The sequence below is a fragment of the Enterovibrio calviensis DSM 14347 genome, from assembly GCF_000621165.1.
Classification (GTDB): domain Bacteria; phylum Pseudomonadota; class Gammaproteobacteria; order Enterobacterales; family Vibrionaceae; genus Enterovibrio; species Enterovibrio calviensis.
The window spans coordinates 116,087-141,382 of record NZ_JHZA01000001.1; the positions used below are offsets into that span (position 1 = coordinate 116,087).

The window sequence follows — 25,296 nt, forward strand, 5'->3', positions numbered from 1 at the left end:
CATTTAATGACATCAAAAAGGAGCTTTCATGTCACTTTTCATTCGGTTATGGCTCAGCTTTTTGGTCACACTCGGTATGGTGCTGGTGCTTTTGTACGGCGCCGTACAGTGGAGTTTTGATAATGGCATGATCCGCTACATTAACGAGCGAGAAGCCGCGACATATACAACATTGACTCACAACCTTGCCAGCTTCCATCAATGGAAAGGCGATTTCTCTCAGCTTCGTAATGAACCGTTTTACTGGCGAAAACTGGTGTTACTTTCACAGAGAACAGAGGCTTTTACCCAATTACAATTCAGTGAGTGGGAAGTTGAAGCGCTATTCGAACAGCCCAAACGTCATCGTCTCCCACCCAAACGCCCTCCTCCAGAAGGAAGGCGTGGACATCTGCCACCGCCCGATCATCACGCCCCCGCACCGAGAATAGGAGATGCACCGCCTCACAAACGCGGCCTTAAAGGAAGAACAAATGATGTACGAGTCAGTTTACTTTCAGACGCACTTACGCCGTTGATTGGCCCCTACAAAGAGGACTTTGACACCTTGCCGATCAAGATTGATGACACCGTAGTTGGCTACATTGCCTGGCCACCTTCAAAGGTGCCCGAAGCGTCTTACGATATTGCATTTGCCGAAAGCCAACGGCACGCGTTTTTGCTTCTTGCCTCTATTGCCCTCGTTCTTGGCGCAGTAGCTGCTTTTTTCTTTTCCCGCATTTTCACATCACCGATAAACCGTATCGCAGCGACCACCAAGCGGCTGGTTAAAGGCGAGTACCAAACTCGAACCGACGTAAAAGGTACCGATGAGATTGGCCAGCTAGCCATTGATATCAATACATTGGCAACCACGTTGGACGCCAATGAAAAAGCCCGACGAGAATGGTTAGCCAATACGGCACACGAACTACGCACACCACTTTCCATCATCAAAGGGGAATTTGAGGCGATCATTGATGGTGTTCGCCCTGCCGATAAAAACACTCTCGCTTCCATTGAGGAAGAGGTCGCGCACCTTCAAACGCTCATTGAAGATCTCTACACCCTCTCGAACGCAGATATCGGTGCGTTTCGTTATGACATGAAGCTGTGTAATCTCGATGACTTGGTGACGAACACGGTCGAGCGTTACCGCGCTATTGCCGCAGATAAAAGGATTTCGATAAGCGTACTTCTTTCTGTATCTCCAACATATATCAAGGGAGATGAAACACGATTGCATCAGCTGTTGGAAAATCTTTTGAAGAACAGCGAGAAGTACACGGATGCGCCTGGGGAAATCATCGTCACGTTAGCGCGAGAAGCATCAAACGTCATCCTAACCATTGATGACACTGCACCTTCCGTTCCCGATGAAGCGTTACCGAGGTTATTTGAAAAGCTGTACCGTGTTGAAACCTCGCGAAACAGAAGAACGGGTGGTGCAGGGCTAGGGCTCGCTATCGTTAAGAAGATTGTCGAAGCACACAATGGCACGATTATCGCAAAACATTCTGACAAAGGCGGTCTTCGTGTCACCGTAGCGCTAGAAGTGGCAAGTACATCAGGCAGAGCAGACTTACCTTCATCGCATGGAGAGGTGTAAATGCACATACTGATTGTCGAAGATGAGCCTAAAATTTCTCAGTTAGTCGCTGACTATCTGGTTAAATCAAACTATCAAGTCACACAGCTTTATGATGGTGCAAGCGTTAAGCAATGGGTCGCTACCAACAGCCCTGACCTTATCTTGATGGATTTAATGTTGCCCGTTAAAGATGGCTTAACGCTCTGCAAGGAAATCCGCACCTTCTCCAACGTTCCCATCATTATGGTGACGGCACGTGTGGAAGAAATTGATAGATTGATCGGGCTAGAACTCGGCGCCGACGACTATATCTGTAAACCCTTCTCTCCAAGAGAAGTGGTGGCGAGAGTCAAAACAGTACTTCGACGTGTTCAGCCAAGCGCAAGCGATAGCAACCAAGCAAACGGCGATAACGATCCCCAGCAAACCATTTTGGCCCTCGATGAAGTACGACATGACGTGTGTTTTCACAACACCCAAATCGCACTCACCGCCATCGAATTCAATTTACTCCGATTGCTCGCCAGCGAGCCCGGTCGGATTTTCTCACGCCAGCAGCTGATTGATAATATCTATCAAGATCACCGCGTGGTCAGTGAGAGAACCATCGACAGCCACATCAAAAAGCTACGAAAAAAGCTCAACGCTGTGAAGCCAAAAGGAGATCCTGTACAGTCAGTTTACAGTGTCGGCTACAAATTGATGCTTTGAACAATTTGACCGCGCGCACCTATTGCCACACAAGCATTTGCAGCCCTAGAAAAAGCACTTAACGTTTTAACGGCACACATCGTTACACGCTTTTATGGGTCTGCGACAGCCGCGGCAATGTGGCGAATTTTGTAGTCAATTAGTTTCATTAGCACAGACTTACAATGCCTAGTGAAATTTACAAACACCCGTTAGATATCCACCACAAATGCCATTTAATTTTGGCAATCCCAATATTCTCTTATGTATTTCAGTGACATTCCGAACAATTTGCTAGTCTATATGTGTCGGCATGCATTACTACTTTATTCAATGGGAAGAAAAGTGGAGCCTTTTTTATTCGCTATATCGTTCAGGTATTCGCAATAAGGAATAGACTATGAAATCACCTTTCCGACTAGTCATTGTTCTGGCTGCATTCATTGCTATCCCTTCTTTCGCTCAAGAAGGCATGGTTCAGATTCAAAGCCAATACAGTGTTCCGGTCACGACAGAACGTCTAATCGTCGCGGCAAAAGCCCGCGGACTCAAAGTGATTGGACGCGTCAATCATGCTGAAGGCGCACAGAAGGCAGGGTTGAAATTACGCCCAACTGAATTGGTGATCTTCGGCAACCCAAAAGTCGGCACACCCATCATGGAGTGCAGCCAGTCTGCTGGTATCGATTTGCCGCAAAAAGCACTGATTTGGGAGGATGCCAAGGGTAAAGTTTGGCTAGGCTACAATAGCCCTAACTATGTCGCACAACGTCACCGGATCGACGATTGCGGATTAACGGTGCAAAAGGTGGAAAAGGCGCTGGTCTCTTTGGCTAAGCTCGCTACTCAACCTTCGCCTTAGATTCGACGCAAATGGTTCTTCTTGTTTTAAATCTGTAAGCAGAATCAAAACATAAAGTATCAAACAACAAAAAACCCGCAGGCTTTCGCATGCGGGTTTTTTTATAGAGAATTGTTAAGAATTACTTCTTAGCATTTTTCTCTTTTTGATCAGCGATTACTTTCTCAGAAACGTTCGCTGGACATGGTGCGTAGTGTGAGAACTCCATAGAGAACTGACCACGACCAGAAGTCATTGTACGCAGGGTACCGATGTAACCAAACATTTCTGAAAGTGGTACGTCACCCTTGATACGAACGCCAGTAGCGCCAGCTTGCTGATCTTTGATCATGCCACGACGACGGTTAAGGTCACCGATAACATCACCAACGTGATCGTCTGGAGTGAACACGTCAACGTTCATGATTGGCTCAAGAAGTTGCGCGCCAGCTTTAGGCATAGACTGACGGAATGCGCCACGTGCTGCGATTTCAAATGCTACTGCAGATGAATCGACTGCGTGGAAGCCACCGTCAAACAGCTCGATTTCAACGTCAAGAACAGGGAAGCCAGCAAGAACACCGGTATCCATCATGCCTTTGAAGCCTTTCTCGATTGCAGGCCAGAATTCCTTAGGAACGTTACCACCAACAACCACAGACTTGAAGGTAAAGCCAGAGTTTGGCTCACCTGGTTTCATGCGGTAGTCGATCTTACCGAACTGACCAGAACCACCAGACTGTTTCTTATGCGTGTAGCTATCTTCAACTTGTTGAGTGATAGTTTCACGGTAAGCAACCTGTGGTTGACCAACGATTAGGTCTACGCCGTAAGTACGCTTCAGGATGTCTACTTTGATGTCTAGGTGAAGTTCGCCCATACCTTTAAGGATGGTTTCGCCAGTTTCTTCATCAGTTTCAACTTGGAACGTTGGATCTTCTGCAACCATTTTACCGATCGCGATACCCATTTTCTCAGAACCGCCTTTGTCCTTAGGAGCAACAGCGATAGAGATTACTGGCGTTGGGAAGATCATTGGCTCAAGCGTACACTCGTGCTTAACATCACAAAGAGTGTGACCAGTTTGAACGTTCTTCATACCTACAACAGCGATGATGTCACCCGCTTGTGCAGAAGTCAGTTCGTTACGCTCGTCAGCTTGCATCTCAACCATACGGCCGATACGCTCAGTTTTACCTGTTGCTGAGTTAAGGATGGTGTCACCCTTCTTCATTACACCTGAGTAGATGCGGATGAAGGTAAGCGCGCCGAAACGGTCGTCCATGATTTTGAACGCAAGAGCACGTAGTGGCTCTTCTGCAGATACGATAGCGTATTCGCCGTTTGGCTCACCAGCTTCGTCAGTCAACGGCTGTGGGTCAACTTCTGTAGGAGAAGGCAAGTAGTCGATAACTGCGTCAAGAACTAGTTGCATACCTTTGTTTTTGAACGCAGAACCACAGAACGTTGGGAAGAACGTACAAGTACGAGTACCTGCACGGATACAACGTTTGATTTCTTCAATAGAAGGCTCTTCGCCGTCCATGTAAGCCATCATTAGTTCGTCGTCTTGCTCAACAGCAGTTTCGATCATTTCTTCGCGGTATGCTTCAACATCGTCAACCATGTCCGCAGGAATGTCTTGAACTTCGAAGTTCTCTGGAAGACCTGAGTCATCCCAAACGTACGCTTTACGCTCAAGAACGTCTACTACGCCCACGAAGTCATCTTCACGGCCGATTGGCAGAGTCATAACTAGCGGAGTTGCGCCAAGTACTTTCTTAACTTGGTCAACAACGCTGAAGAAATCTGCGCCCATACGGTCTAGTTTGTTTACGAAAATGATACGTGCAACTTCTGAATCATTCGCGTAACGCCAGTTGGTTTCTGACTGAGGCTCAACACCACCAGAACCACAGAATACACCGATACCGCCATCAAGTACTTTCAGTGAACGGTAAACTTCAACGGTGAAGTCAACGTGTCCCGGAGTATCGATAACGTTAAAACGGTGGTCTTTCCAGAAACAGCTAACCGCTGCAGACTGAATTGTAATACCACGCTCAGCTTCCTGCTCCATGAAGTCGGTAGTAGATTCACCATCGTGAACCTCACCAAGCTTGTGGATCTTACCGGTCAGCTTCAGGATACGCTCGGTAGTAGTGGTTTTACCCGCATCAACGTGCGCGAAAATACCAATGTTTCTGTATTTACTTAGATCTGTCATTGTTCGTCTCTATAAACAATTACTGGCTTATATAAGGGCCGCGATTATAGCAGGCGTTGTCGCGTAAAGAAACATGTAGTGCGCAGCGAGCCTCGATAAGTTTTTTTCGCCGCTTTTCTGTACACGTTTCAGAGCAAATCACGTCCGTTTCCTCAGGTCTACCCGCCAAACCAAATAAAAACGTGGCAGCGTAGGTGTTGTTCCTGATTCTGGTTGAGCATTTCGACACAGTTACTGGTTCCAGATCGGCTTTTTTTCAACCACCCGAAACTCTGTTACTCCTCTTTGATTACGTCCATCTCACAATCGAGATTAACGACTCGTTATTGCGTGAATAAATCCCTATAGTCGGCGCGTATTTATCAACCCGAGGAATTTACATGCCTTCTGCTCGTATCTCATCGTTGGAGATGGGCCGACTATTAGCCATATTCGCCGTTATCATCATCCATGCAGGACCATTACGCGGCGAAGCATATAGTCAGAACATCAATATAGTCTCTGATGCGCTCAATCAACTGTCTCGTTTTGCTGTCCCCTTCTTCTTTCTTTTAACGGGGTACTTTGTACAACCAAAACTGACACAAGATCCCTTGCATACCTTCCGTCGCTATGCCAAACCACTGATGATTATTTGGCTTGCCTGGAGCGTTATCTATCTACTGTTACCTTTCCGGATGGATGTTGTCATGAGCGAAGGGTATTTGACAGAACGCAGCGGGTATTGGAATTACTTGTTAGAGGCGCCACTCAATACACTTTTCGAAGGTGGCTTAGTTCACCTTTGGTATATTCCGGGTCTATTGTGCGCCCTTGGCATTATGGCGTTGCTTATCAAATACAATCAGCAAAGTCTGATGGTGCCGTTGGCGTTGGGTCTTTACGTGTGGGGACTCGGTGCAGGAAGCTACCAAGTCATTCTTGAAGGCAATGCGCCAATTTTTACCCGCAATGGACCTTTCTTTAGCTTGCTCATGGTGGTTGCGGGGTTTGAGTTGCGCCGCAGAAACATCACGTTATCTTCAAACATCGCACTCACGATGTTTATCGGAGGTTTGTTAATGTGCCTTGCGGAAGGTGCGTTTTTGAGTCAATACGATATATGGATGGCGACCCATGACTTCCTGCTTGGCACACCTTTCATGGCCATCGGTATTTTTTGTCTATTGCTGAACAACCCTAAGTGGGGTAGCTACCCGATTGTATTCACGTTAAGTCAACGAGTCCTTGGCGTATACGTGGCTCACTTCGTAGTAATGATTATACTGTTCAACGTCTTTGGCGCGAACGGTATAGATGGACCAACAAAGGACATGTTGCTCACCCCGCTCACCCTATTACTTTCATTTGGTTTAGTTATGGCGCTTGAGAAAATGCCGTTCACTCGTTTCTTAGTGCAAATGGAAAACAAAGGCGCGCATATCGCCTCCAACAACAGCACAGCAAAGACCAAAGCGCAGTGAATCGCGAAGTGATATCAACGCCCGCGAAATAGAATACCTATATCCAAGCAACCTGAAGACGCTTAGGTATATCTTGGGTAGATATAGAGGTACAAAAAGAAAAGTCCGGGCTTCCGGACTTTTTTGCTAGTGGTGGTCATCAACGATTTGGTCGCGCACTAGATTATCAATTTTCTTCAAAAAACTGTCTTTCAAATGGGCCTGATCGTATTTGAGATCATACGTGTTATGAAAACCAATGTGCAGTTCAACGCCATTGCCCTTCAAAAAGACGTTGTAGCCATCGTAATCCGTTGATGCCTCGACGCCTTCATAAATCTTCCCAAACTCGGTGTCTGTCCCTTTTTCCATCACCACTTCAAACGCCGCTAACAACTTGGCTGCATTAAGTTCATTTTTCATTGCGCACCTCAGGTATAGATAGACGCGCCAGTCACGCGTTCAAAGAGATCATCTCGGTTCCCTGTTAACAGTATGATTTTCAAAGAAGACGAAAGCCAAAATGAAAGCGTCAAAGAGTGATCAGAAACCATACGACAGCCGCTTTAAATCGGGCTTCTTTAGACATTTAGTACGAATAACTCGTCACTCTCAATGCAAGCGCATCGCAAGTAAGACAGGGTCAAGCAATTAAAAATAAAGAATATTTTCTTTGATAGGCAGGTGACTTTCTTCACAGAAGTTGTATTTCATATTGGCGATTTGCCCACCTTTGGATCATAGCTAATTCACTAAGTTGTAAAAAAAACGAAACGAGATATTCGTAACGTTCGATGCAGAACGTGCTGATTTGGCTCTGAGCAGCAAGGAAGACGCCTACGCTGTACCCATCAAAAGGAACGAAAAATGAATAGCTTAAAGATCACTACTGCGCTCGCAGTAGGAACCTTACTCTCTGCACCCGTCGCGAATGCCGAAACATTGAGATTGTTGACTTGGGGTGGATATGCACCGCAGGAAGTGATTGACCAGTTTGAGAAAGAAACCGGCATAGACGTGAAAGTGACCAAATCAAACAACGAAGACATGATCTCAAAACTTCGTGCAACACGAGGGGCGGGGTTTGATCTCGTTCAACCTAGCCAAGACCGTATTACTGGTGCACAGCGTGATTTTGGGATCTATCAACCTATCGACATGAGTAAAGTAGACACTTCACTGCTTATTCCATCTATGGTTGATGCAACAAAGAAGAACACGGCATTAGACGGTGAAGTTTATGGTGTTCCGCACATTTGGGGTACTAGCGGACTCGTCATTAACACAAAAGATGCTGGCGTTATTAAAGACTATACCGACCTTTGTAACGATCAGTTTAAAGGAAAGGTTTCTTACCGTCTTAAACGTCCTACCTTGATCGGCTTCGCTTTCGCCATGGGTGAAGACCCGTTTGCTGCATACAATAATCCTGAAGAGTACAAGGCCATTTTGGATAAAGTCGAAGCCAAATTGGTCGCATGTAAGCCAAACGTAAAAGCATATTGGTCTGGCGGTGATGAGCTACTTAACCTTGTCCGCTCGGGTGAAGTTGTGGGCGCAATGGCATGGGATGCTGGCGGCTGGAAGGTGAATCGTGACAATCAGGACATCAACTTTGTCGCGCCAGCATCAGGGGCTCTGGGTTGGATAGATACCTTTGCCATTCCGAAAAAATCCAAAGCAGTCGATGCGGCATATCAATGGATCAACTTTGTGAACCAACCAGAAGTGGCCGCAAAGATCACTGAGTCAGCAGGTAATTTCACCGCCTCGAAAGGCGCAGATAACTTCGTTAACGACACAGCCAAGGCGCAATTCCAAACCAGCTTCCCACAAGCAGATATCGATAACATCAAATGGTATCCGACCGTGCCTGCTGGGTTGGAAGAAATGGAAGGTTTGGTTCTCGACCGTGTGAAGGCAGCCAACTAATTTAACCGTTTCCCATCACGGCCTGTGGTTCACACAGGCCGTTTTTATCACATTCTTTGCTAATAAGAATCGTGACCTAGCAAGAACCAACTGGCGGTACGCTCATGGATGAACAGCAACACACCCCTGATCTTGAATGTCGGGCACTGACTAAATCCTTCGCCGAATTCACGGCCGTGAACAACATCGATTTTACTGTGCCCAATGGCAGTTTCTTCTCTATTCTTGGCCCTTCAGGTTGCGGCAAAACCACATTACTGCGCATGTTGGCCGGTTTCGAACAAGCCACCAGCGGCGACATTTTCATCAAAGGTAAGCGGGTAAACGACATCAGCCCCAATCGCCGCCCCGTCAATATGGTGTTTCAGCATTTGGCGCTGTTTCCAACCATGACAGTGGCAGAGAACATTGCCTACGGCCTTCGCCGACGCAAAACGCCCTCCTCTGACATCAATAAAAAAGTTGACGAAGTGCTGGCACGCGTTGGCCTTTCAGGTAGTGGGCCAAAGCAAATTTCGCAGCTATCAGGCGGTCAGAAGCAGCGCATCGCCATCGCTCGGTGTCTCGTACTTAACCCCGACGTACTATTGCTTGATGAACCTCTCGGCGCACTGGATTTAAAATTGCGCGAGCAAATGAAAGTCGAGCTCAAGCATTTGCAGCAAGAATTTGGTACCACCTTTGTCTACATCACCCATGACCAATCAGAAGCGCTGGTGATGTCTGATCAAGTTGCTGTCATGAATCAGGGGGAGTTTGAACAGGTTGGGACACCGCAAGATCTGTACTATTCACCCGCCACAGCATTTGTTGCCAAATTCGTGGGCGAAAACAATCAACGCTCAGGCACAGTGACGGCAATCAATGGCAACATCGTGACGTTAACCGGTGAAGGCGGCGACATCATGCAAGCAACGGCAGGAAGCCCATTGAGTATTGGTGAACGTTCCGATGTATTTGTTCGCCCAGAAGCCATCAGCATTGCGTTGCCCAATGCCAAACCGACCCATGCTGACAATGGCTTTGATGTCGCGGTAAAAGAGATTCTGTTTGACGGTTCTCGCAGCCAATTAGTCGTGGATTGCCCTCAACACCAAACGCAATTTTCTGTGCAACTGCCGCAAACGGAAGCGTTCCGTCAGATCTGCCCTGGAGACTCCCTTTTTGTCCATTGGCAGGCGCAGTTTTCGCGCTGCTTACCGTCTATGAAATAGGAGAAAACCATGATTGAACGAGGCAATCGGCTCGCCCTATTTCTGTTGCTTACGCCCTTTTTGCTCTGGCTCATGTTGCTGATCATTTTGCCCCACATTCAGATGTTCTCCATCTCGATTCATGATCGTGCGGTTGGCGGCGCTACCGTATTGAGTATGGAAAACTACACCACATTTTTTAGTGAACCCCTGTATTGGCGCACATTTATGCGCACCGCCGTGATGTCTTTGCTTGCCACCGTTTTGACTTTGGTTATTGCGTTCCCTATCGCCTTTTACATTGCAAAAGTGTGTCAGGGAAAAGCCAAGAGCCTTTTGTTTGTTGCTTGCTTACTGCCATTTTGGGTCAGTGAGCTAGTGCGCTCTTACGGTTGGATGATATTACTTCGCGAATCAGGGTTAGTGAGTGGGTTTCTTCAAGCCATCGGCGTGGTGGATCAACCGATTGAGTTGCTATACAACGACGCCACCATCATGGTGGGACTGGTTTATACCTCCATGTTATTTATGGTGGTGCCACTTATTACCACCCTTGATAGCTTGGACAACAGCCTAATCGAAGCGGGGTATGATTTAGGCGGAAGCAGTTGGGATGTGATGCGCGAAGTGGTTATCCCCCATGCCATGAGCGGCATTGTAGCTGGGTGCATCGTCGTGTTTATGCTTACGCTTGGTAACTACCTCACTCCAACATTACTGGGCGGTAAAGATAGCCTTTGGTTTACCGAACAAATCTTTACCCAATTCATTACCCGCTTTAATTGGGAGCAAGGTTCAGCATTCGGCATTTTGCTGTTAGCGCTTTCATCACTGATGGTTTGGGGCGGCTTAAAGCTGACTCGCCAATCCTTCGTTAAGACTATGGGGTGACAAGATGATCCCTTCACTACCGACTAACAAATCATTTAGTCGCATCTATCAAGCCTACGTGGCGATGTTCTTTTTGTTTCTGATGCTGCCCCTGATCGTCGTGGCTGTTTTTGCCTTTAACGACAGTTTGTTTCCCTCGCTACCCTGGAACGGATTTACGATTGACTGGTTCACAGGAACACAAGCCCCGAAACTAGGCGTGTTCAACGACAGAGAACTCACCGATGGTATTGGTGTCAGTCTGTTTGTGGCCATTGCCGTGACACTCTGTTCCTTGGTCTTTGCCACCACCAATGCGTTTCTGTTTGAACGATTTGATTTTCGCTTTAAAGGGTTTTGCTATGTACTTCTTCTATTGCCGTTAGTTATTCCTGGCGTGATCTTAGGGGTGTCTATTTTGTTGATGAGTAGCACCATCGCCAATGGAATAGAAGACAACATTGGTTGGGACATTGAGTGGATGCGACCGGGGTTAGTGCTTGTGGTGTTAGGCCAATTTGCGTTTATCACGACCATCTGCACCTTGGTCATTGCAGCACGTTTACGTAAATTTGATCTCAGCTTAGAGGAAGCCGCTCTCAATCTTGGTGCCACCAAAACAGAAGCGGTTTTTACCATCACACTGCCTTTCTTGCGACCGGCATTGATAGGTGCGGGGATTATTGCGTTTTTGATGTCGTTTGAGAACTTTAACACCACCTTGATGCTCGTGGGTTCGGACGCACCACTCACCATTGCCATGTTCGATCGGCTTAGAGAAGGCTCAACGCCAGTAATAAACGCCGTATCGCTGCTGTTAATGGTGGCTTCAGGAATACTTGCGCTTGCCAGTATCTGGGTCTCATCTCGAGGCAACCGCATCGACTAACCAACCGAGAACCCTTAGCCACAAAGCAAGTTGCGATAGCGCAAGGGTTCTCTTCTCAAATCTTTCCTTTCTTAAAATTAGAAGCTAGACCCCGGTTGCTCCAAGAATGCTAATTCCTCCGGTGTGCTTTCGCGACCCAAAATGGCGTTTCGATGAGGGTAGCGACCAAAACGATCGATAATCGCTTTGTGGCGGACCTCAAACTCATAATTATTTTCAAGTCCCACTTGGTTAAACAGCCGCAACGCTTCTTCATGAATCAACGCAGATTCGCTGTGCATGTAAGGCATGTAGAGAAAACTTCTTTGAAGCGGCGGTAGTTCTCTATCTATCCCGAGAGAAACTGCCTCCTGCGCGAGCGCCAATGCCAACGCATCCTGAGAAAATGCCTTTGGCGTATCTCGATAAATGTTGCGCGAGAACTGGTCCAATACAATGATTTCGGCAAGACGCCCCGTTGGTTCTTCTCGCCAATTAAAATACTCTGCCCGCGATGCCGCTTCCAATACCGCCGAAAAGCGCGTTTCAATGGTTCGATCAATAGTTTCGTCTTTGGCAAAACATTGCTTTAAGGTCAGTTCTTCAAACCAAAATGTCAGCACTTTTCTATACATCACCATCTCCCTGCCATTATTCGACGAATGTCCTCGACGTTCAGCTTAGTGTAAACCCACAACTTGTAATGTCACGTACCAGATAATTTGATACCTGTTCCAACCATCTTCCTGCGATTCCAATTCCATCGATACCGAAAGCGGCGACGCGTTCGACATGAAAAAAGATTCCCTCAGTTCAGTTTACGAGGCTCACGATAAATCCCGAAAGCTTATCCTAGTCAGTCCGGTCTTTGGAGGTAGTCACCTCATCAAGTGGCCTAGTTAAACTTTGGCATAAACCAAGAAGGATACAAAATGGACGTTGTTACCCATTGGGCGTCACGCATACTCGAAATAAGCGCGGCACTGTTCGTGTTTTTTATCGGCTGCGGATTATTGGCGATTATCTACATTTATATTCGAGATGTTACCCAGACCAAGCAGGCCATTCGCAGAAACTATCCCGTTATCGGGCGATTCCGTTACTGGTTTGAACACATGGGTGAATTCTTTCGCCAATACTTTTTCGCACAAGATCGGGAAGAACTCCCCTTTGATCGTGCGCATCGCAGTTGGGTATACCGCGCAGCCAAAAACGTGGATAGCACCATTGCATTTGGTTCAACCCGACCACTGAATCAGCCGGGCGATATCATTTTCCTTAACTGCCCGTTTCCAACGCTGACGGAAGATACTGCCCCTGCCAGTGAAGTGACAATCGGCGAAGGCGTTGCGCGTAAGCCTTTTACAACATCAAGCTTTTTCAACATATCAGGCATGAGTTTCGGTGCGCTGAGCGTACCTGCGGTGTTATCTCTTTCCAAAGGCGCTAACAAAGCAGGAATTTGGATGAACACGGGTGAAGGCGGCTTATCACCGTATCACCTAGAAGGCGGCGCAGACATCATCTTTCAAATTGGCACGGCGAAATACGGCGTACGCGATGAGAACGGTAACTTGAGCGATGAGAAGCTCAAGGAGATCGCGGCGCATGATCAAGTACGTATGTTTGAAATAAAAATGAGTCAGGGGGCTAAGCCAGGTAAAGGTGGGATTCTCCCAGGCAACAAAGTCAATGCAGAAATCGCTGCCATTCGCGGCATACCAGAAGGACAAGATTCAATTAGTCCTAACGGTCATACCGACATTCAAAGCATTGATGAATTATTAGACATGATCGCCAGAATACGACAAGTCACAGGAAAGCCCGTCGGCTTCAAAGCCGTGATCGGCGCATACGGCTGGCTCGATGATTTAATGGCGGCAATTCATGCCCGTGGTATTGAGTCAGCGCCTGATTTTATTACTCTAGATTCCGCGGATGGCGGCACTGGAGCCGCGCCTCAGTCGCTCATGGACTACATGGGGCTTCCCATTAAACGTAGCCTGCCATTATTGGTCGACATGCTGAATAGCTACGGCTTGAAACAACGCATTAAAGTGATGGTATCCGGCAAGCTCATTAACCCTGCTGAAGTTGCGTGGGCAATGTGTATTGGCGCCGACTTTATCGTATCAGCACGTGGCTTCATGTTTTCACTCGGCTGTATTCAAGCACTGCAATGCAACAAAAACACCTGCCCAACGGGCATCACTACCCATGATCCGAAATTGCATAAAGGGCTAGTGGTAAACGATAAGGCTGAGCGGGTGGCTCATTACGCCAAAAACATGATGTATGAAGTCGGTGTTATTGCCCATTCATGCGGCGTGAAAGAACCTCGTCGTCTAAGACGATTTCATGCCCAGATGATCAATGATCATGGCTTGCCGCAGTCATTGGATGAAATGCACCCTCCGGCTGACATTAAGCCTGAATATCAACAAAAGTTGCACTAAACACATCATCAAATAGCACATATCGGCCTCTTGTTTTAGGGGGGCCGAATCCGCTCCCGTTCACGCACGCCACACCATCGTTTTCCTTTCGTTTCCCCTCTCAGTTCAAAATCCGTTTTATCCGATTAAACAATGAAATCGCACGAAGAGCTCAAAAAAATAAACAAAACACACAGGAGTTCCAATATATGAGTCATTGTTGACGATAAAGACTATTTTATTTTGATGACTTATATGGACATTCCCATCAACTTCAATGAATATTGCGCGCCTTTTATGCCCTTATAGTCACAGACTCACCATTTGTAGAAGTATGGGTTAATTTAGTTCCTTAATTTACGGTCCTAAAGACACACTTTATGAAGTCCATAAAACACAAAATTACGCTCTTCACTGGGATTGCCACGCTAGTTGCTATTAGCACCATGACCGCTTTTTCTCTCTATTCTTCCACGCAATTGCAAACGCAATCGAATGAACGAAACCAAGCCTTGCTGCTGGAAATGTTTAACAACGGATTGGAAGCTGAACTCAGCAATGCGGCTGAACTTATTGCTGACGAGCTTTCAGACAGTTTTCTTCAAACTTCATTACTTGCTGAAAACTTCGCGCGCTTACAAAATAGCAATGAAGCAAATACTCGCGACACGCTTCGCGCAAGCCTAAATCATCAACTGCAAGGTTTACTCAGCAGCAACGACAACGCGCTTGGGGTTTTTTCCGCGTGGGAACCCAATGCATTGGATGGCAATGACAGTCTGTATGCTAATCAGATTGGGCATGACGATTCAGGTCGCTTTATTCCTAACTGGATCCGTGATGCTTCTGGACGCTTCCAACTAGCGCCGTTGACAGGTTATGCGGATGAATCCCGCAGCGATGGCGGGGCGAGAGTCGGCGAATATTACCTTTGCTCCCGCGACAGCAACAAAAACTGCCTACTCGATCCGTATGTGTATCCAGTAAACGGGCAGAATGTCCTGCTTACCTCCGTGGTATCCCCAATTACTGTTAACGGTCAATTTGTCGGCATCACAGGTCTAGATATTTCGCTCCAATCTCTATCGCAGGTGGCAGAATCGCTAAGTCAGCGTCTATATAGCGGCCAAAGTCACGTCATGTTGGTCACTGATCGCGGCACTATCGCTGCTGACAGCGAAGACGAAGCCTTAGGGAAATCCGTAAAAACACTACGTGGCGATGCCACACATTGGGCACCAAGACTGGGGCGCAATGGCTATCAAAGTTTCATCAGTGATGATGCTCAACGCATTACCGCGATGATCCCAGTGAAGCCTAATGCTGATACCGCACCATGGTCATTGGTCGTCACACTCGATAAAACCTTAGTACTCAAAAATGTTATCGCACTGCAAACACAGGCGGTGGAAGATCAACGCGACCAAACGCTCATTTCCCTGATGATGGGTGTGCTCGTCTTGCTGGTTAACATTGCGCTGATTTGGATGATTGCAGGTCGTATCGCGTCTCCACTTCGAAGCACTGCACAATTTATGCTTCAGGTAGCCGACGGCAATTTCACTCGTCGACTGACCGAAGAAGCAAGGGCAACAGATGAAACGGGCGAACTCGCGCGTGCCTGCAACACCTTCTTGGATCAAACCCAGCAGGTGATCAAACAGGTGATTACCACCAGCCACGCCGTTTCTGATAGCACGATTCAATCTTCTGCGGTCTCTCAGCAAACGCTTGAGGGCGTCAGCCGTCAAATGCAAATGGTGAATCAAGTCGCTACCGCTGCAACAGAGATGAGCACAACAGCTCAAACCGTTGCGGAACATGCAGAAAGTGCGGCCATTGCTGCATCGACGACGCAGAATGCAGCAGTTCGAGGTCAGCGTATGCTGTCTGACGTTCAGCAAGCCGTCGTGAAGCTAGAAACGGAAATTTTGGAAACGTCTGGTGTCATTGCCCGTTTAGGTGAAAACAGCCAGAACGTTCATGGCATTATTGATGTCATTAAAGGCATTGCCGACCAAACTAACTTGCTAGCGCTAAATGCTGCTATTGAAGCTGCACGAGCAGGAGAGTACGGTCGCGGTTTTGCGGTCGTTGCAGATGAAGTACGTTCTTTGTCTCTAAGAACCCAATCGTCTACCCAGCAAATCTATGACCTCATCAACCAACTTCAAGTGGATGCAAAAAGTGCCGTTGAAGCCATGGATTCTGGAAGTCAAAGTGCGCAAGGCTGCGTAGAACTGGCCAATGATGCCGCGGCTCAACTGACACAAGTGACCGATGAAGTGGATAATATTTCCTTTCTGAATACTGAAGTTGCTAGCATTGCTATCCAACAAAGTATGGTGTCAGAACAAGTCAGCCAAGATTTGGTTGAGATTAGCCAAGTGGTGACGGAACTTTCAGACGCTGCAAACCAATCACAAAGCAGCAACCAGCAATTGAAAGACACCGCAGAGTCACTCGATAAAATGGTCAGCCATTTTACGGTGTAATCCATCAATAATGCATAAATCTGCAGTATGCAGAATTCTTGAGGGGCACTGAGTGCCCCTTTTTTAGTATTGCATACACCCAATCAGCCTCTTCTTCGAGCCATGTAACAATTGCATCTAAAGCACACGCTTTTTCATTCAAAACAGCAACTTCTATCAAGCTCCCTATTTTTTCCTTCAATAGAATATCTCGCAATAGATTGATAGGAGAAATGTCATGAAAAGGATACCTGCCCTCGACAGTATTCGCGGATTACTTCTGGTGGTGATGACTATCAACCATCTTATCTGGATCAGTGGCGGTCGGAGCGTACTTCAATACTTTTCGTTACAACCTTTGGGTCAATTTGGTGCAGCGGAAGGGTTTGTCTTTATCTCTGGCCTTTTGGCGGGCGGGGTATACTGTCGCAGTGAGTATTCAAACCGCGAAATGACTCAAAAAATACTGAGTCGGGCTTCCACCATTTACACATACCACCTTACTAGCCTGCTTGTCGTGATCCTCTGGTTCTCCCTGTGTACTTTTGCTTATCCTTCGGCAGTAACGTCTCTCGGTAGTAGTTTCAATAATCTTCTTGATGCGCCTATTTCAACGCTTGTCCTGAGTGCATTACTCATCAACAAACCCGACTTTCTGGAGATTTTACCGCTTTACGTCATGTTCATGCTGATCCTGCCGCTCGTGCTCGTCGCGTTTCGCAAAGGGTATTTATGGCTAGTAGTCGCAAGCAGCATTGTGGTTTGGGCATTCAGTGGCAGTATCACTTCATCAGCGGTATCCGCATTACTCGCCCCCATATCTCCGGATCTCACCGTCCAATTTGGATACTTTGACCCCTTCGCATGGCAACTTCTCTTTGTCTCTGGCGCAGCATTGGGCTATACACAACGGCAAGGCACGCTGCGTTGGTATCACCCAACCGTCGCTGCTTTGGCGGGAGTGTTTGCTATCGTCATGTTTGCAGCCCATCACAACGCTTTTCTGTCATGGGGAATTCATCAAGGCGTATTGTACGATCTCGCAGATAAACCTGAATTGGGTTGGTTGCGTTTACTGAATCTTGCAGCTTGGATTTACCTCATCGCGGTCGTTATTCGCATGGCACCCAATGCTCTCGCCTTCAAACCGCTAGGTTATATCGGTAAATACTCACTCCAAGTGTTCACGTGGCAAACCATCTTGATTTTTGCCAGCGCGCCATTCCTGAATTCAGTCAGACTTTCTTCTTACTACACCGCTCTGGTTTTAGCATTCACCGTAACGCTATGGGTAGCAGCATGGTGGCAAGAGAGTCGAAAACAAACATCAAAAACGCTGCCAAAAGGCGCTTTGCTTACCTCGACATTTGCGCTAATTCTGACAGCCAGCCTTGTTAGCACGAAACAAGAAGCCTCATCCGACGCTGCTGACGTGTTCGACGTCAGTCAACGCTACCCTCTCACCGTGACCATTAAAGACATCAAAGAAGACGATGCTGCAATGCATCTTCTTATCTACAAAGAAACGGATGATTTAAAGGGTGTGCCGAGTGAGCACTTTGGGTCTTATACCACTGAGCAAATGCGCAATGGTGTCACGTTAGACCCGATACAGTCTGGAGAATATGCCATCATGGTATTTCAGGATCTCGATGAAAATATGATGCTGTCTTTCAATGCTGACGGATTTCCAACCGAAGGGTTTGGCTTTAGTAACAACCCCGTTCTTCAAGCACCACCCACCTTCGACATGATTAAGTTCTCTCACAACAAGGCGCAAGCCAAGACCATCCACTTGGTGAATATGCCCTAACCTCTGCCAACAAAAACATCACAGTCGCCATCAACAGGCAGAAGAAGGAGAAGCGCTAATCAGCGCTTCTCTTTCGTTGAATGGGAGGATGCCCCTCGCCGAGTAGGCGGTTTAGTTCGACTAGAAGCACGCCGCGGTTTCTCGGGCCTAACCTTTGTCGACACCGCCATGCCTTTATTCACGTAAGCGGGAAGAGAAGCAAGAGAATCCATCACCTCGTCCGGAGCCGAATAGCGAATATCTACGCCGTAATTAAACCCGTAGCTCACACAAACAACAGGACTCCCTGCCGATCGCGCCGCGTTCACATCATTCACATTGCCTCCCACCATCATGAGTTGATCGGGATTGACGTGAAGTAACAATGCCGCTTCTAACAATCCATCTGGCGAGGGTTTTGGCTCCTGAAGCGCGTCTCGTCCGAGCACCAATGCAAAATGATTGCGGATCCCTAAACGAATCAATATGTCGTTAGCCAATGACGTCGCTTGATTGGTCACCACCACCATGGGAACATTTTTTCGCGTGAGTTGACGTAAACATGCTTGCACGCCAGGGTACAGTTCCGCACTCGCGTGGTTACAACGTTGGTATGCTTTCAAAAAGAGTGCGCTTCCAATTCGAAAGATCGGATCGGGCACCACGCCGTCGATCTTGCGAGACAGAATACGGTGGATCAACCTGTCTGTGCCATCACCCATCCAATCACGAACAAGCTCCGTGTTTAAACTTGGCAGACGCAGATCTGCCAACATTTCTTCCGCCGCTAGACAGACGTCTGCGGCAGTATCAACGAGGGTACCATCCAATTCAAAAACAACGGCTTTCACCTCTGTTGCTGGCAACATAGGTCACTCCAAAGTAATGATGTGTTTGTGAGCGCGTTCCCGTATAGCAAGCAGGCTTGCGCAATGAGGGTTAGCCCTATCTGGGAGAAGAAGTACGCTTAAGAATGCACAGTTTTGGGTCAACAGAAACGTTAAAGGCTACGAATGGCGAAGGCAGCAGCCAGTGAAAAGTAACGTTGTCATTCTAATTTAGCAGAATGGCAGAGAAAGGAAGGCAGTGGGTCTTACCGCATGATATCTATCTTATTGATTGTTGCCTGTTCACTCTTTTATTCCTTCGTAACGCATTCAATATCAATAAGAAAAATATTTCGCTTTTTTCGTATTGTCACGCCAAAAGACCGAATGACTTTGGACCGCTTTAATGGGTCTATTCACCGTTACCGCCTGCCATTTGGTTGCAAACGTGCTTGTACTAGACTCAATTTTCTAACCACATCGCCCATTTGCATCAAACACTCTGAATAAAACATGAAAAAACAACAATGCCACCATTAATAATTACCTTTAGTTGCTTGTTATGATTTCCGATTCACGTAAACTGACCAGCTTTTTTTGACGCAGGAGAGTTCTAATGTTTATCGGCTTCGATTACGGAACCGCTAACTGTTCTGTGGCTGTCATTGAGAATGGCGCACCGCGCTTGCTTTCTTTGGAAGGCGACAGCCCTTTTATCCCCTCAACCCTTTGCGCACCAACCCGTGAAGCGGTGAGCGAGTATCTTTGGCGTCACTTTGATATCAAACCGAGCGATCAAGTCGGTGAGCAGCTACTGCGTCGCGCCGTCGCATTTAATCGCGAAGAAGGGATTGATGTCGAGCCGGGCGATCTGCGCTTCGGGCGAGCAGCACTTGCTACTTATTTGGAAGATCCTGAAGAGGTCTACTACGTTAAATCACCAAAATCGTTTCTTGGCGCAACAGGGCTACGTGATGTACAGGTGAGTTTCTTCGAAGACCTTGTTTGCGCCATGATGTCTAATATCAAACAGCAAGCAGAATCCGACCTTCAAGATGACATTACGCAAGCTGTTATCGGCCGCCCTGTTAACTTTCAAGGTAGTGGTGGCGAAAAAGCGAACCAACAAGCGGAATCAATTCTGACTGCCGCTGCAAAACGTGCTGGCTTTAAAGATGTTCTGTTTCAATTTGAACCTGTTGCGGCGGGCCTAGAATATGAAAGTACATTGACCCAAGACCGCACCGTGTTGGTTGTCGACATCGGCGGCGGTACGACCGACTGCAGCTTGATTCAAATGGGACCAAGCTGGGTAAACCAAGACAACCGACAAGCATCACTGCTTGCCCACTCAGGTTGTCGCGTCGGTGGTAACGACCTCGATATCCATTTGGCTTTCGAACAGCTCATGCCGCTGTTTGGCAAAGGCTCAACACTGCAACGTGGCATTGAAATGCCTGTCACGCAGTTTTGGAATCCGATCGCTATCAATAACGTGGCGGCACAATCCGATTTCTATGCGTCAACCAATAGGAAGGTGCTCGAACAGCTAATGCGGGATGCGAGTGACCCAGAGAAGATTGAGCGCTTGATTAAGGTGCACAGAGAAACACTGGGTTACCAAATCGTGCGAAGTGCTGAAGAAGCCAAGATTTTGCTATCAGAGCAAGCATCAACATGTGTGACGCTGCCTATTCAAGGTAAGCAATTGGCAGTTGATATTGCATCAGCTCAATTGTCGGATGCGATTATCAAGCCAGTGACCAAAATTGCAGAGTTGGTCACGGAAGCGCTAGCGCAAGCTGAGACAAAGCCGGATGTTATCTTTATGACGGGCGGCAGTGCGAGATCGCCGATCTTACGTGCATTGCTCGAAAACACCTTACCGGGCGTGCCAATTGTTGCTGGGGACTATTTTGGTTCGGTGACGTCGGGGCTTGCTCGTCATGCAGCCTCAAAGTTTGCTTGATGAATTGAATCGGCTTGCTCATTGCGGCAAGCCCATCATCAAAAAGTAGAAACAAGAAAAGAAACCACCCGTGCTGAAAGTTATCTCAATCGAGAAACATTCAGCCGGGCGCTCGTCAATCAGGACGAATTTTCAACAGGTGATTTTCACCCCGTTGAAATCAGCGAGAAAAGGCAGTGGATTGCTGATAAAAAACTCCATTCAAAGTGGCTACTATTGAGTGGAGTGTAATTTATGACATAGTGAGATAAAAATAGCGCGAAGAGAGCTGTTTTGTGCGGCACACTTCTAAAATTATTATCGTTAATAAGCCTACTGGCAGAATGACAAACAAGCGCTAAGGCGCACTGGCTGACGTATTTCTTTGGCAATCTGAGTGTTTCACATCAAATTGCGTGATCTTCGCGCCTAAGGCATCAAAGTAGCTGTAACGAAAAACGACATCATTCTCAAAAAGCAGAACGGTCGAACGCGCTCGGCAGGCATTATTAGCAACAAGAGGTGGGACAACTTGCAGAAAGTAAGAAATGTTAATGTTGTCGACGACATCATCGACAATAGTGTGGTTCAAACGTAACGTGCGCCCTTCTTGGGTGACCGAATCTAAGCGGGTGTCGTTATCCACCATGGCAGGCAAATCGCGATTAAGGCGCACTGCAGCGGCTTTTACTAGGTAGGGAGCAGCATCGTATATGGCGTCTTGCCGAATAAGTCCGTATGACAACATACAAGCGTCAAATTCTTCTATATCGCTGTTTTGAGTTAGGGTGTTTTGCTCAGCATCACACTGCCCTTGAACACGCGTTACGTCGCTTTGCATTAGCTCCGCCCCATTCAGCGCGACCCAATCTAATGGCGCACTCGCACAACCAACAAGCATTGCTGTCATCAATATGCAGGTTATTTTTCTCAATCAGCCACCCTAATTCCCTTTGACCATGACGCTGAAAACAACGACATCTCAAGCTATCCCTATCAATCACGACCATCTTGGTCGCTCATCCATCAACATGGACATTCCACCTACTCGATAAACGATGGCGATGCACCACATTGATTTTCATATTATTAACATAAACCAACCATTCTTTAGGTTCACGTTCTTCGTGTGATTCTTGGGTGACCAAGCACATGTGCAACAAAATGTTTATCATTTTGGTTTGTCGCGATGACGGCGAACATTCAAAGAAACTTTAAGATTGGACGCTGCTTTCTTCTTTTTCACTCCTTCACTGACTCTTCATTTGATACGGATGAATGCCATAGATACCAAGCATAAAAAAGTCCGCCGAAGCGGACTTTTTCTCAATAGCACTCTCTGAAGATTCAGAATCGCGTCACACTAACAGCCGATTTATCGGCCAGAGCGCGGCTTGACAGTATCCCAAGGAGAACTGCGACCAGAATCCGATCGGGTTGGACGCGCAGCAGGTTTGCTCTCTGAACGACGCTTGTCTCCTGACGAACGTTTGTCTCCTGACGAACGTTTGTCTCCTGACGAACGCTTTGCATCGTTTGAACGGCTTTTTAATGGGCCAGAGAATGTGTTACTACGGCCATCACGTTGATTGTTTGTGTCGCCTTTATCAGAACGTTCTGCTTTTGGCTTATTCTTTGGTTGGTGCTTTGGCTGATAGTTCAACACAGAAATAGGCACTGGCTTGCGAGGTTCAAAACCTTCAATTTCTCGGCGTTCAATCAAGTGCCCTAAACGGCTCTCAATCATACATAGGTTTTTGAAGTCATCTTTCGACAAGAAAGTGATGGCTTCGCCTTTAGCGCCCGCACGACCCGTACGGCCGATACGGTGAATATAGTCGTCCGCCGGGAACGGCAAATCGTAATTCACTACGCGAGTGAGTTCTTCAATATCAATACCACGCGATGCAACACCCGTTGCAACTAGGTACTTGAGGTCACCGGCTTTGAAATCTTCCAGCAGTTGCTCACGTACCGCTTGGCTACGGCCACTGTGGAAAGACTCAGCTGCAATGCCTCGTTTACCCAACTGTTCTACCAACTTAGCGGCACCGTGTTTGGTTTCCAAAAAGATGAGCGCCTGATCCCACTGTTGTTCAGTAATCAGATGGCTAAGTAATGCTGATTTTCTGTCTTTATCAACCGTGGTCAGCCATTGTTGGATCTCAGCTTTGCTTTGAGAGCTCGCGGTTGAAATTTCAACTGGGTTTGGCACCGCTGTTTTCGCCAACCAGCGAATTTTGTCCGACAGGGTTGCCGAGAACAGCAGGTTTTGGCGCTCTACAGGCAAACGTTCGATGATCTTGTTGATGTCTTCGATGAAGCCCATGTCCAGCATGCGGTCAGCTTCATCCAACACTAAAATTTCAATTTCATCAAAATGGACAGCGCGCTGCGCATACATGTCTAGCAAGCGTCCTGGCGTTGCCACCAAAATATCAACACCTTCAATTAGACGTTGTTTCTGCGCCGCGATGTCTTTACCGCCGTACATAGCCATCGTGGTCAACGACAAGTTCTTGGCGTACTGCTCGGCATTCTTTTCTACTTGAGCCACCAGCTCTCGGGTTGGCGCAAGGATCAATGCACGCACGCGCTTCTTACGCTGAGTTTCGCCGCCTTTGAGCATCTCTAAAATAGGCAATACAAAACTCGCCGTTTTGCCGGTACCTGTTTGTGCTGCAGCGAGTAAGTTCTCACCACGTAGGATCACAGGAATGGCTTTTTCCTGAATCGACGTTGGGGTTTGATACCCAAGTTCAGTGACAGCAGAAACAATCGGCAGGCTTAAGCCCAGCTTGGAGAATGGCATGAGAAATCTCGGCGTAAAAAGAAATGACAACAAGTATGGCAGATATCACCACCACAAAGGGCGCGCATTCTAGCACGAGTGATTTGAAAAACAGAGCGATGTCTATTCAGGCCTTCTTACACTGCAACAACGCCTGCCAACAATCATTACTTACGCCATGATTTTCTCGATGATTTGCTCACATTCTTGTTGCGTGGCATAACGCGGGACTGGGTAGTTCCATTTCGTTTCTTGAATGGCATTCTTGGCAATCACTGCCACGTCTGATGCTTGAATTTCGACCAGTGTTTTCGGCAAACACAAGGCATCCTGCAACGACACCACATAGTCAACAAACGCAGCAGCATTGGTGGCGTCATCCCATGTTTCATCGCCAACATTGACCATCTTTGCGAGCTTAGCCATACGTGACGTTGCATTTGGTTGAGAGAACCTCAGCACATGAGGCAACGCCAGTGCATTGGCAATGCCGTGGGGAGTGCCATATCTGGCCCCGAGATTGTGCGCAATAGCATGTGTGTAACCCAAGCTGGCCTTGGTGAAGGCGAGTCCCGCATAGTATGACGCCATGGCCATATTGAGCCTCACCTTCAGCGACTGACCATCTTTGTAGGCAGAAACAAGATTGTGACTAATAAGCGTAATAGCCGCGTTAGCATAACCGTCGGTTTCCGAGGTCGCGTTCACCGATAAGTAAGCTTCAACTGCATGCGTCAACGCATCCATTCCCGTCGCGGCGGTGACCTGAGGAGGAAGCCCTGTCATCAATACAGGGTCTAGCGCTGCCATCATTGGCACTAGTTTGGGATCCATCAAGGGCGTTTTTTGATGAGTAAATGGATCTGATATAACAGCGGCAACCGTTACCTCTGAACCTGTGCCTGCCGTGGTTGGAATAACAAACAGTGGCGCTGGCGTTCGCCACACTTTCAATATGCCCGATAACCGACGAATCGATTTTTTGTTTGTCACTCGCGCCGCAATCACTTTTGCGCAATCCATGGGCGATCCCCCGCCGATCGCTAAAATGCCGGCGCATTGTTCGCGCAAATAGATCTCTCGACCTTCTTCTGCCATTGGGTAAGTGGGGTCAGGTTTCACACTGGCATAGCGAACGAAGCTAACACCATAGCGTGAAAGATGGTCTTCCACTTTTTCAACAATACCTACATCCACTAACGGCTGGTCAGTCACAATCAGTAATTTACCGAGATTCATCAAACCAATCGCTTCACACATCTGTTCCGTGCTATCTGCGCCAGCAAACAAGGTCGGTCGAGGAATCGGGATCACGCTTGCCGCGATTTTCAACGCTTTCATATACCCTTTGAAGAAAAACAAAGACGATTGACCCATTGTGTTCAGCACCTCAGAT

Annotated in this window: 19 protein-coding genes; 12 read left to right on the forward strand and 7 right to left on the reverse strand. The window is 47.4% G+C overall.

The genetic code is table 11. The annotated features are described in order from the left end of the window. Positions 1–28 precede the first annotated feature (28 nt). The 3 genes from Q365_RS0100530 (at position 29) to Q365_RS0100540 (ending at position 3,122) form a co-directional block, all read left to right on the forward strand. Positions 29–1,588 (forward strand): ATP-binding protein, encoded by a 1,560-nt coding sequence (locus Q365_RS0100530; RefSeq protein WP_028021501.1) that lies wholly within the window; start codon positions 29–31, stop codon positions 1,586–1,588. Then, entirely contained in the window at positions 1,589–2,281 is a 693-nt protein-coding gene (locus Q365_RS0100535) for a response regulator (RefSeq protein WP_028021502.1), read from the forward strand. Between the two features lie 379 nt (positions 2,282–2,660). Beyond that, positions 2,661–3,122: a DUF302 domain-containing protein gene (locus Q365_RS0100540; protein ID WP_028021503.1), complete on the forward strand. Its 462-nt coding sequence runs from the start codon at positions 2,661–2,663 to the stop codon at positions 3,120–3,122. A gap of 121 nt (positions 3,123–3,243) precedes the next feature. Here Q365_RS0100540 and fusA read toward each other — a convergent pair whose 3' ends face one another. Beyond that, entirely contained in the window at positions 3,244–5,328 is a 2,085-nt protein-coding gene (fusA, locus tag Q365_RS0100545; RefSeq protein ID WP_028021504.1) for an elongation factor G, read from the reverse strand. Between the two features lie 380 nt (positions 5,329–5,708). On the opposite strand from fusA, the gene Q365_RS0100550 reads away from it, so the two are divergent. Beyond that, entirely contained in the window at positions 5,709–6,791 is a 1,083-nt protein-coding gene (locus Q365_RS0100550) for an acyltransferase (protein ID WP_028021505.1), read from the forward strand. A gap of 126 nt (positions 6,792–6,917) precedes the next feature. Here the strand turns inward: Q365_RS0100550 and Q365_RS0100555 are convergent, their stop codons facing one another. Next, on the reverse strand, positions 6,918–7,193 hold the full coding sequence (locus Q365_RS0100555; protein WP_028021506.1) for a DUF3081 family protein: 276 nt from the start codon (positions 7,191–7,193) through the stop codon (positions 6,918–6,920). A gap of 444 nt (positions 7,194–7,637) precedes the next feature. On the opposite strand from Q365_RS0100555, the gene Q365_RS0100560 reads away from it, so the two are divergent. The 4 genes from Q365_RS0100560 (at position 7,638) to Q365_RS0100575 (ending at position 11,654) form a co-directional block, all read left to right on the forward strand. Next, complete coding sequence (locus Q365_RS0100560; protein ID WP_028021507.1) at positions 7,638–8,702, forward strand: extracellular solute-binding protein; 1,065 nt, start codon at positions 7,638–7,640, stop codon at positions 8,700–8,702. Positions 8,703–8,806: 104 nt separating this feature from the next. Beyond that, the gene (locus Q365_RS0100565) at positions 8,807–9,916 is read left to right on the forward strand and encodes an ABC transporter ATP-binding protein (RefSeq protein WP_028021508.1); all 1,110 of its coding nucleotides are present in this window, start codon (positions 8,807–8,809) and stop codon (positions 9,914–9,916) included. A gap of 9 nt (positions 9,917–9,925) precedes the next feature. Continuing rightward, positions 9,926–10,786, forward strand: a complete 861-nt coding sequence (locus tag Q365_RS0100570; protein ID WP_028021509.1) for an ABC transporter permease — start codon at positions 9,926–9,928, stop codon at positions 10,784–10,786. Positions 10,787–10,790: 4 nt separating this feature from the next. Beyond that, entirely contained in the window at positions 10,791–11,654 is an 864-nt protein-coding gene (locus Q365_RS0100575; RefSeq protein ID WP_028021510.1) for an ABC transporter permease, read from the forward strand. A 77-nt stretch (positions 11,655–11,731) separates the two neighbouring features. Here the strand turns inward: Q365_RS0100575 and Q365_RS0100580 are convergent, their stop codons facing one another. Then, positions 11,732–12,268: a DUF924 family protein gene (locus Q365_RS0100580; RefSeq protein ID WP_028021511.1), complete on the reverse strand. Its 537-nt coding sequence runs from the start codon at positions 12,266–12,268 to the stop codon at positions 11,732–11,734. Between the two features lie 297 nt (positions 12,269–12,565). Between Q365_RS0100580 and Q365_RS0100585 the strand changes: the two genes are divergently transcribed. The 3 genes from Q365_RS0100585 to opgC all read left to right on the forward strand — a co-directional run bounded on the left by Q365_RS0100585 (position 12,566) and on the right by opgC (position 18,355). Next, complete coding sequence (locus Q365_RS0100585) at positions 12,566–14,089, forward strand: FMN-binding glutamate synthase family protein (protein ID WP_028021512.1); 1,524 nt, start codon at positions 12,566–12,568, stop codon at positions 14,087–14,089. A gap of 359 nt (positions 14,090–14,448) precedes the next feature. After that, positions 14,449–16,563 carry a methyl-accepting chemotaxis protein gene (locus Q365_RS0100590; protein WP_028021513.1) on the forward strand — a complete coding sequence of 705 codons (2,115 nt, stop codon included), beginning with the start codon at positions 14,449–14,451 and terminating at the stop codon, positions 16,561–16,563. Between the two features lie 217 nt (positions 16,564–16,780). Further along, positions 16,781–18,355, forward strand: coding sequence for an OpgC domain-containing protein (gene opgC / locus Q365_RS0100595; RefSeq protein WP_028021514.1), 1,575 nt, complete (start codon positions 16,781–16,783; stop codon positions 18,353–18,355). Between the two features lie 59 nt (positions 18,356–18,414). Here the strand turns inward: opgC and Q365_RS0100600 are convergent, their stop codons facing one another. Next, positions 18,415–19,203, reverse strand: coding sequence for an HAD-IA family hydrolase (locus tag Q365_RS0100600; protein ID WP_028021515.1), 789 nt, complete (start codon positions 19,201–19,203; stop codon positions 18,415–18,417). 574 nt (positions 19,204–19,777) lie between these two features. Between Q365_RS0100600 and yegD the strand changes: the two genes are divergently transcribed. Next, positions 19,778–21,130 (forward strand): molecular chaperone, encoded by a 1,353-nt coding sequence (gene yegD, locus Q365_RS0100605; protein ID WP_028021516.1) that lies wholly within the window; start codon positions 19,778–19,780, stop codon positions 21,128–21,130. 337 nt (positions 21,131–21,467) lie between these two features. Here the strand turns inward: yegD and Q365_RS0100610 are convergent, their stop codons facing one another. The 3 genes from Q365_RS0100610 to Q365_RS0100620 form a co-directional block, all read right to left on the reverse strand. Next, on the reverse strand, positions 21,468–22,043 hold the full coding sequence (locus Q365_RS0100610; protein WP_028021517.1) for a hypothetical protein: 576 nt from the start codon (positions 22,041–22,043) through the stop codon (positions 21,468–21,470). A gap of 441 nt (positions 22,044–22,484) precedes the next feature. Next, complete coding sequence (locus Q365_RS0100615) at positions 22,485–23,921, reverse strand: DEAD/DEAH box helicase (RefSeq protein ID WP_028021518.1); 1,437 nt, start codon at positions 23,919–23,921, stop codon at positions 22,485–22,487. Positions 23,922–24,071: 150 nt separating this feature from the next. Continuing rightward, a complete protein-coding gene (locus tag Q365_RS0100620; protein ID WP_028021519.1) occupies positions 24,072–25,277 on the reverse strand; it encodes an iron-containing alcohol dehydrogenase in 1,206 nt (401 codons plus the stop codon). Positions 25,278–25,296 lie beyond the last annotated feature (19 nt).

Bases quoted from the DNA above. Each gene is read 5' to 3' on its own strand.
- Q365_RS0100535 (WP_028021502.1), top strand. From the start codon at position 1,589: ATGCACATACTGATTGTCGAAGATGAGCCTAAAATTTCTCAGTTAGTC.
- Q365_RS0100590 (WP_028021513.1), top strand. From the start codon at position 14,449: ATGAAGTCCATAAAACACAAAATTACGCTCTTCACTGGGATTGCCACG.
- yegD (WP_028021516.1), top strand. From the start codon at position 19,778: ATGTTTATCGGCTTCGATTACGGAACCGCTAACTGTTCTGTGGCTGTC.
- Q365_RS0100585 (WP_028021512.1), top strand. From the start codon at position 12,566: ATGGACGTTGTTACCCATTGGGCGTCACGCATACTCGAAATAAGCGCG.
- fusA (WP_028021504.1), bottom strand. From the start codon at position 5,328: ATGACAGATCTAAGTAAATACAGAAACATTGGTATTTTCGCGCACGTT.
- Q365_RS0100575 (WP_028021510.1), top strand. From the start codon at position 10,791: ATGATCCCTTCACTACCGACTAACAAATCATTTAGTCGCATCTATCAA.
- Q365_RS0100540 (WP_028021503.1), top strand. From the start codon at position 2,661: ATGAAATCACCTTTCCGACTAGTCATTGTTCTGGCTGCATTCATTGCT.
- Q365_RS0100600 (WP_028021515.1), bottom strand. From the start codon at position 19,203: ATGTTGCCAGCAACAGAGGTGAAAGCCGTTGTTTTTGAATTGGATGGT.
- Q365_RS0100565 (WP_028021508.1), top strand. From the start codon at position 8,807: ATGGATGAACAGCAACACACCCCTGATCTTGAATGTCGGGCACTGACT.
- Q365_RS0100560 (WP_028021507.1), top strand. From the start codon at position 7,638: ATGAATAGCTTAAAGATCACTACTGCGCTCGCAGTAGGAACCTTACTC.
- Q365_RS0100550 (WP_028021505.1), top strand. From the start codon at position 5,709: ATGCCTTCTGCTCGTATCTCATCGTTGGAGATGGGCCGACTATTAGCC.
- Q365_RS0100580 (WP_028021511.1), bottom strand. From the start codon at position 12,268: ATGTATAGAAAAGTGCTGACATTTTGGTTTGAAGAACTGACCTTAAAG.
- opgC (WP_028021514.1), top strand. From the start codon at position 16,781: ATGAAAAGGATACCTGCCCTCGACAGTATTCGCGGATTACTTCTGGTG.
- Q365_RS0100570 (WP_028021509.1), top strand. From the start codon at position 9,926: ATGATTGAACGAGGCAATCGGCTCGCCCTATTTCTGTTGCTTACGCCC.
- Q365_RS0100615 (WP_028021518.1), bottom strand. From the start codon at position 23,921: ATGCCATTCTCCAAGCTGGGCTTAAGCCTGCCGATTGTTTCTGCTGTC.
- Q365_RS0100555 (WP_028021506.1), bottom strand. From the start codon at position 7,193: ATGAAAAATGAACTTAATGCAGCCAAGTTGTTAGCGGCGTTTGAAGTG.
- Q365_RS0100530 (WP_028021501.1), top strand. From the start codon at position 29: ATGTCACTTTTCATTCGGTTATGGCTCAGCTTTTTGGTCACACTCGGT.
- Q365_RS0100620 (WP_028021519.1), bottom strand. From the start codon at position 25,277: ATGGGTCAATCGTCTTTGTTTTTCTTCAAAGGGTATATGAAAGCGTTG.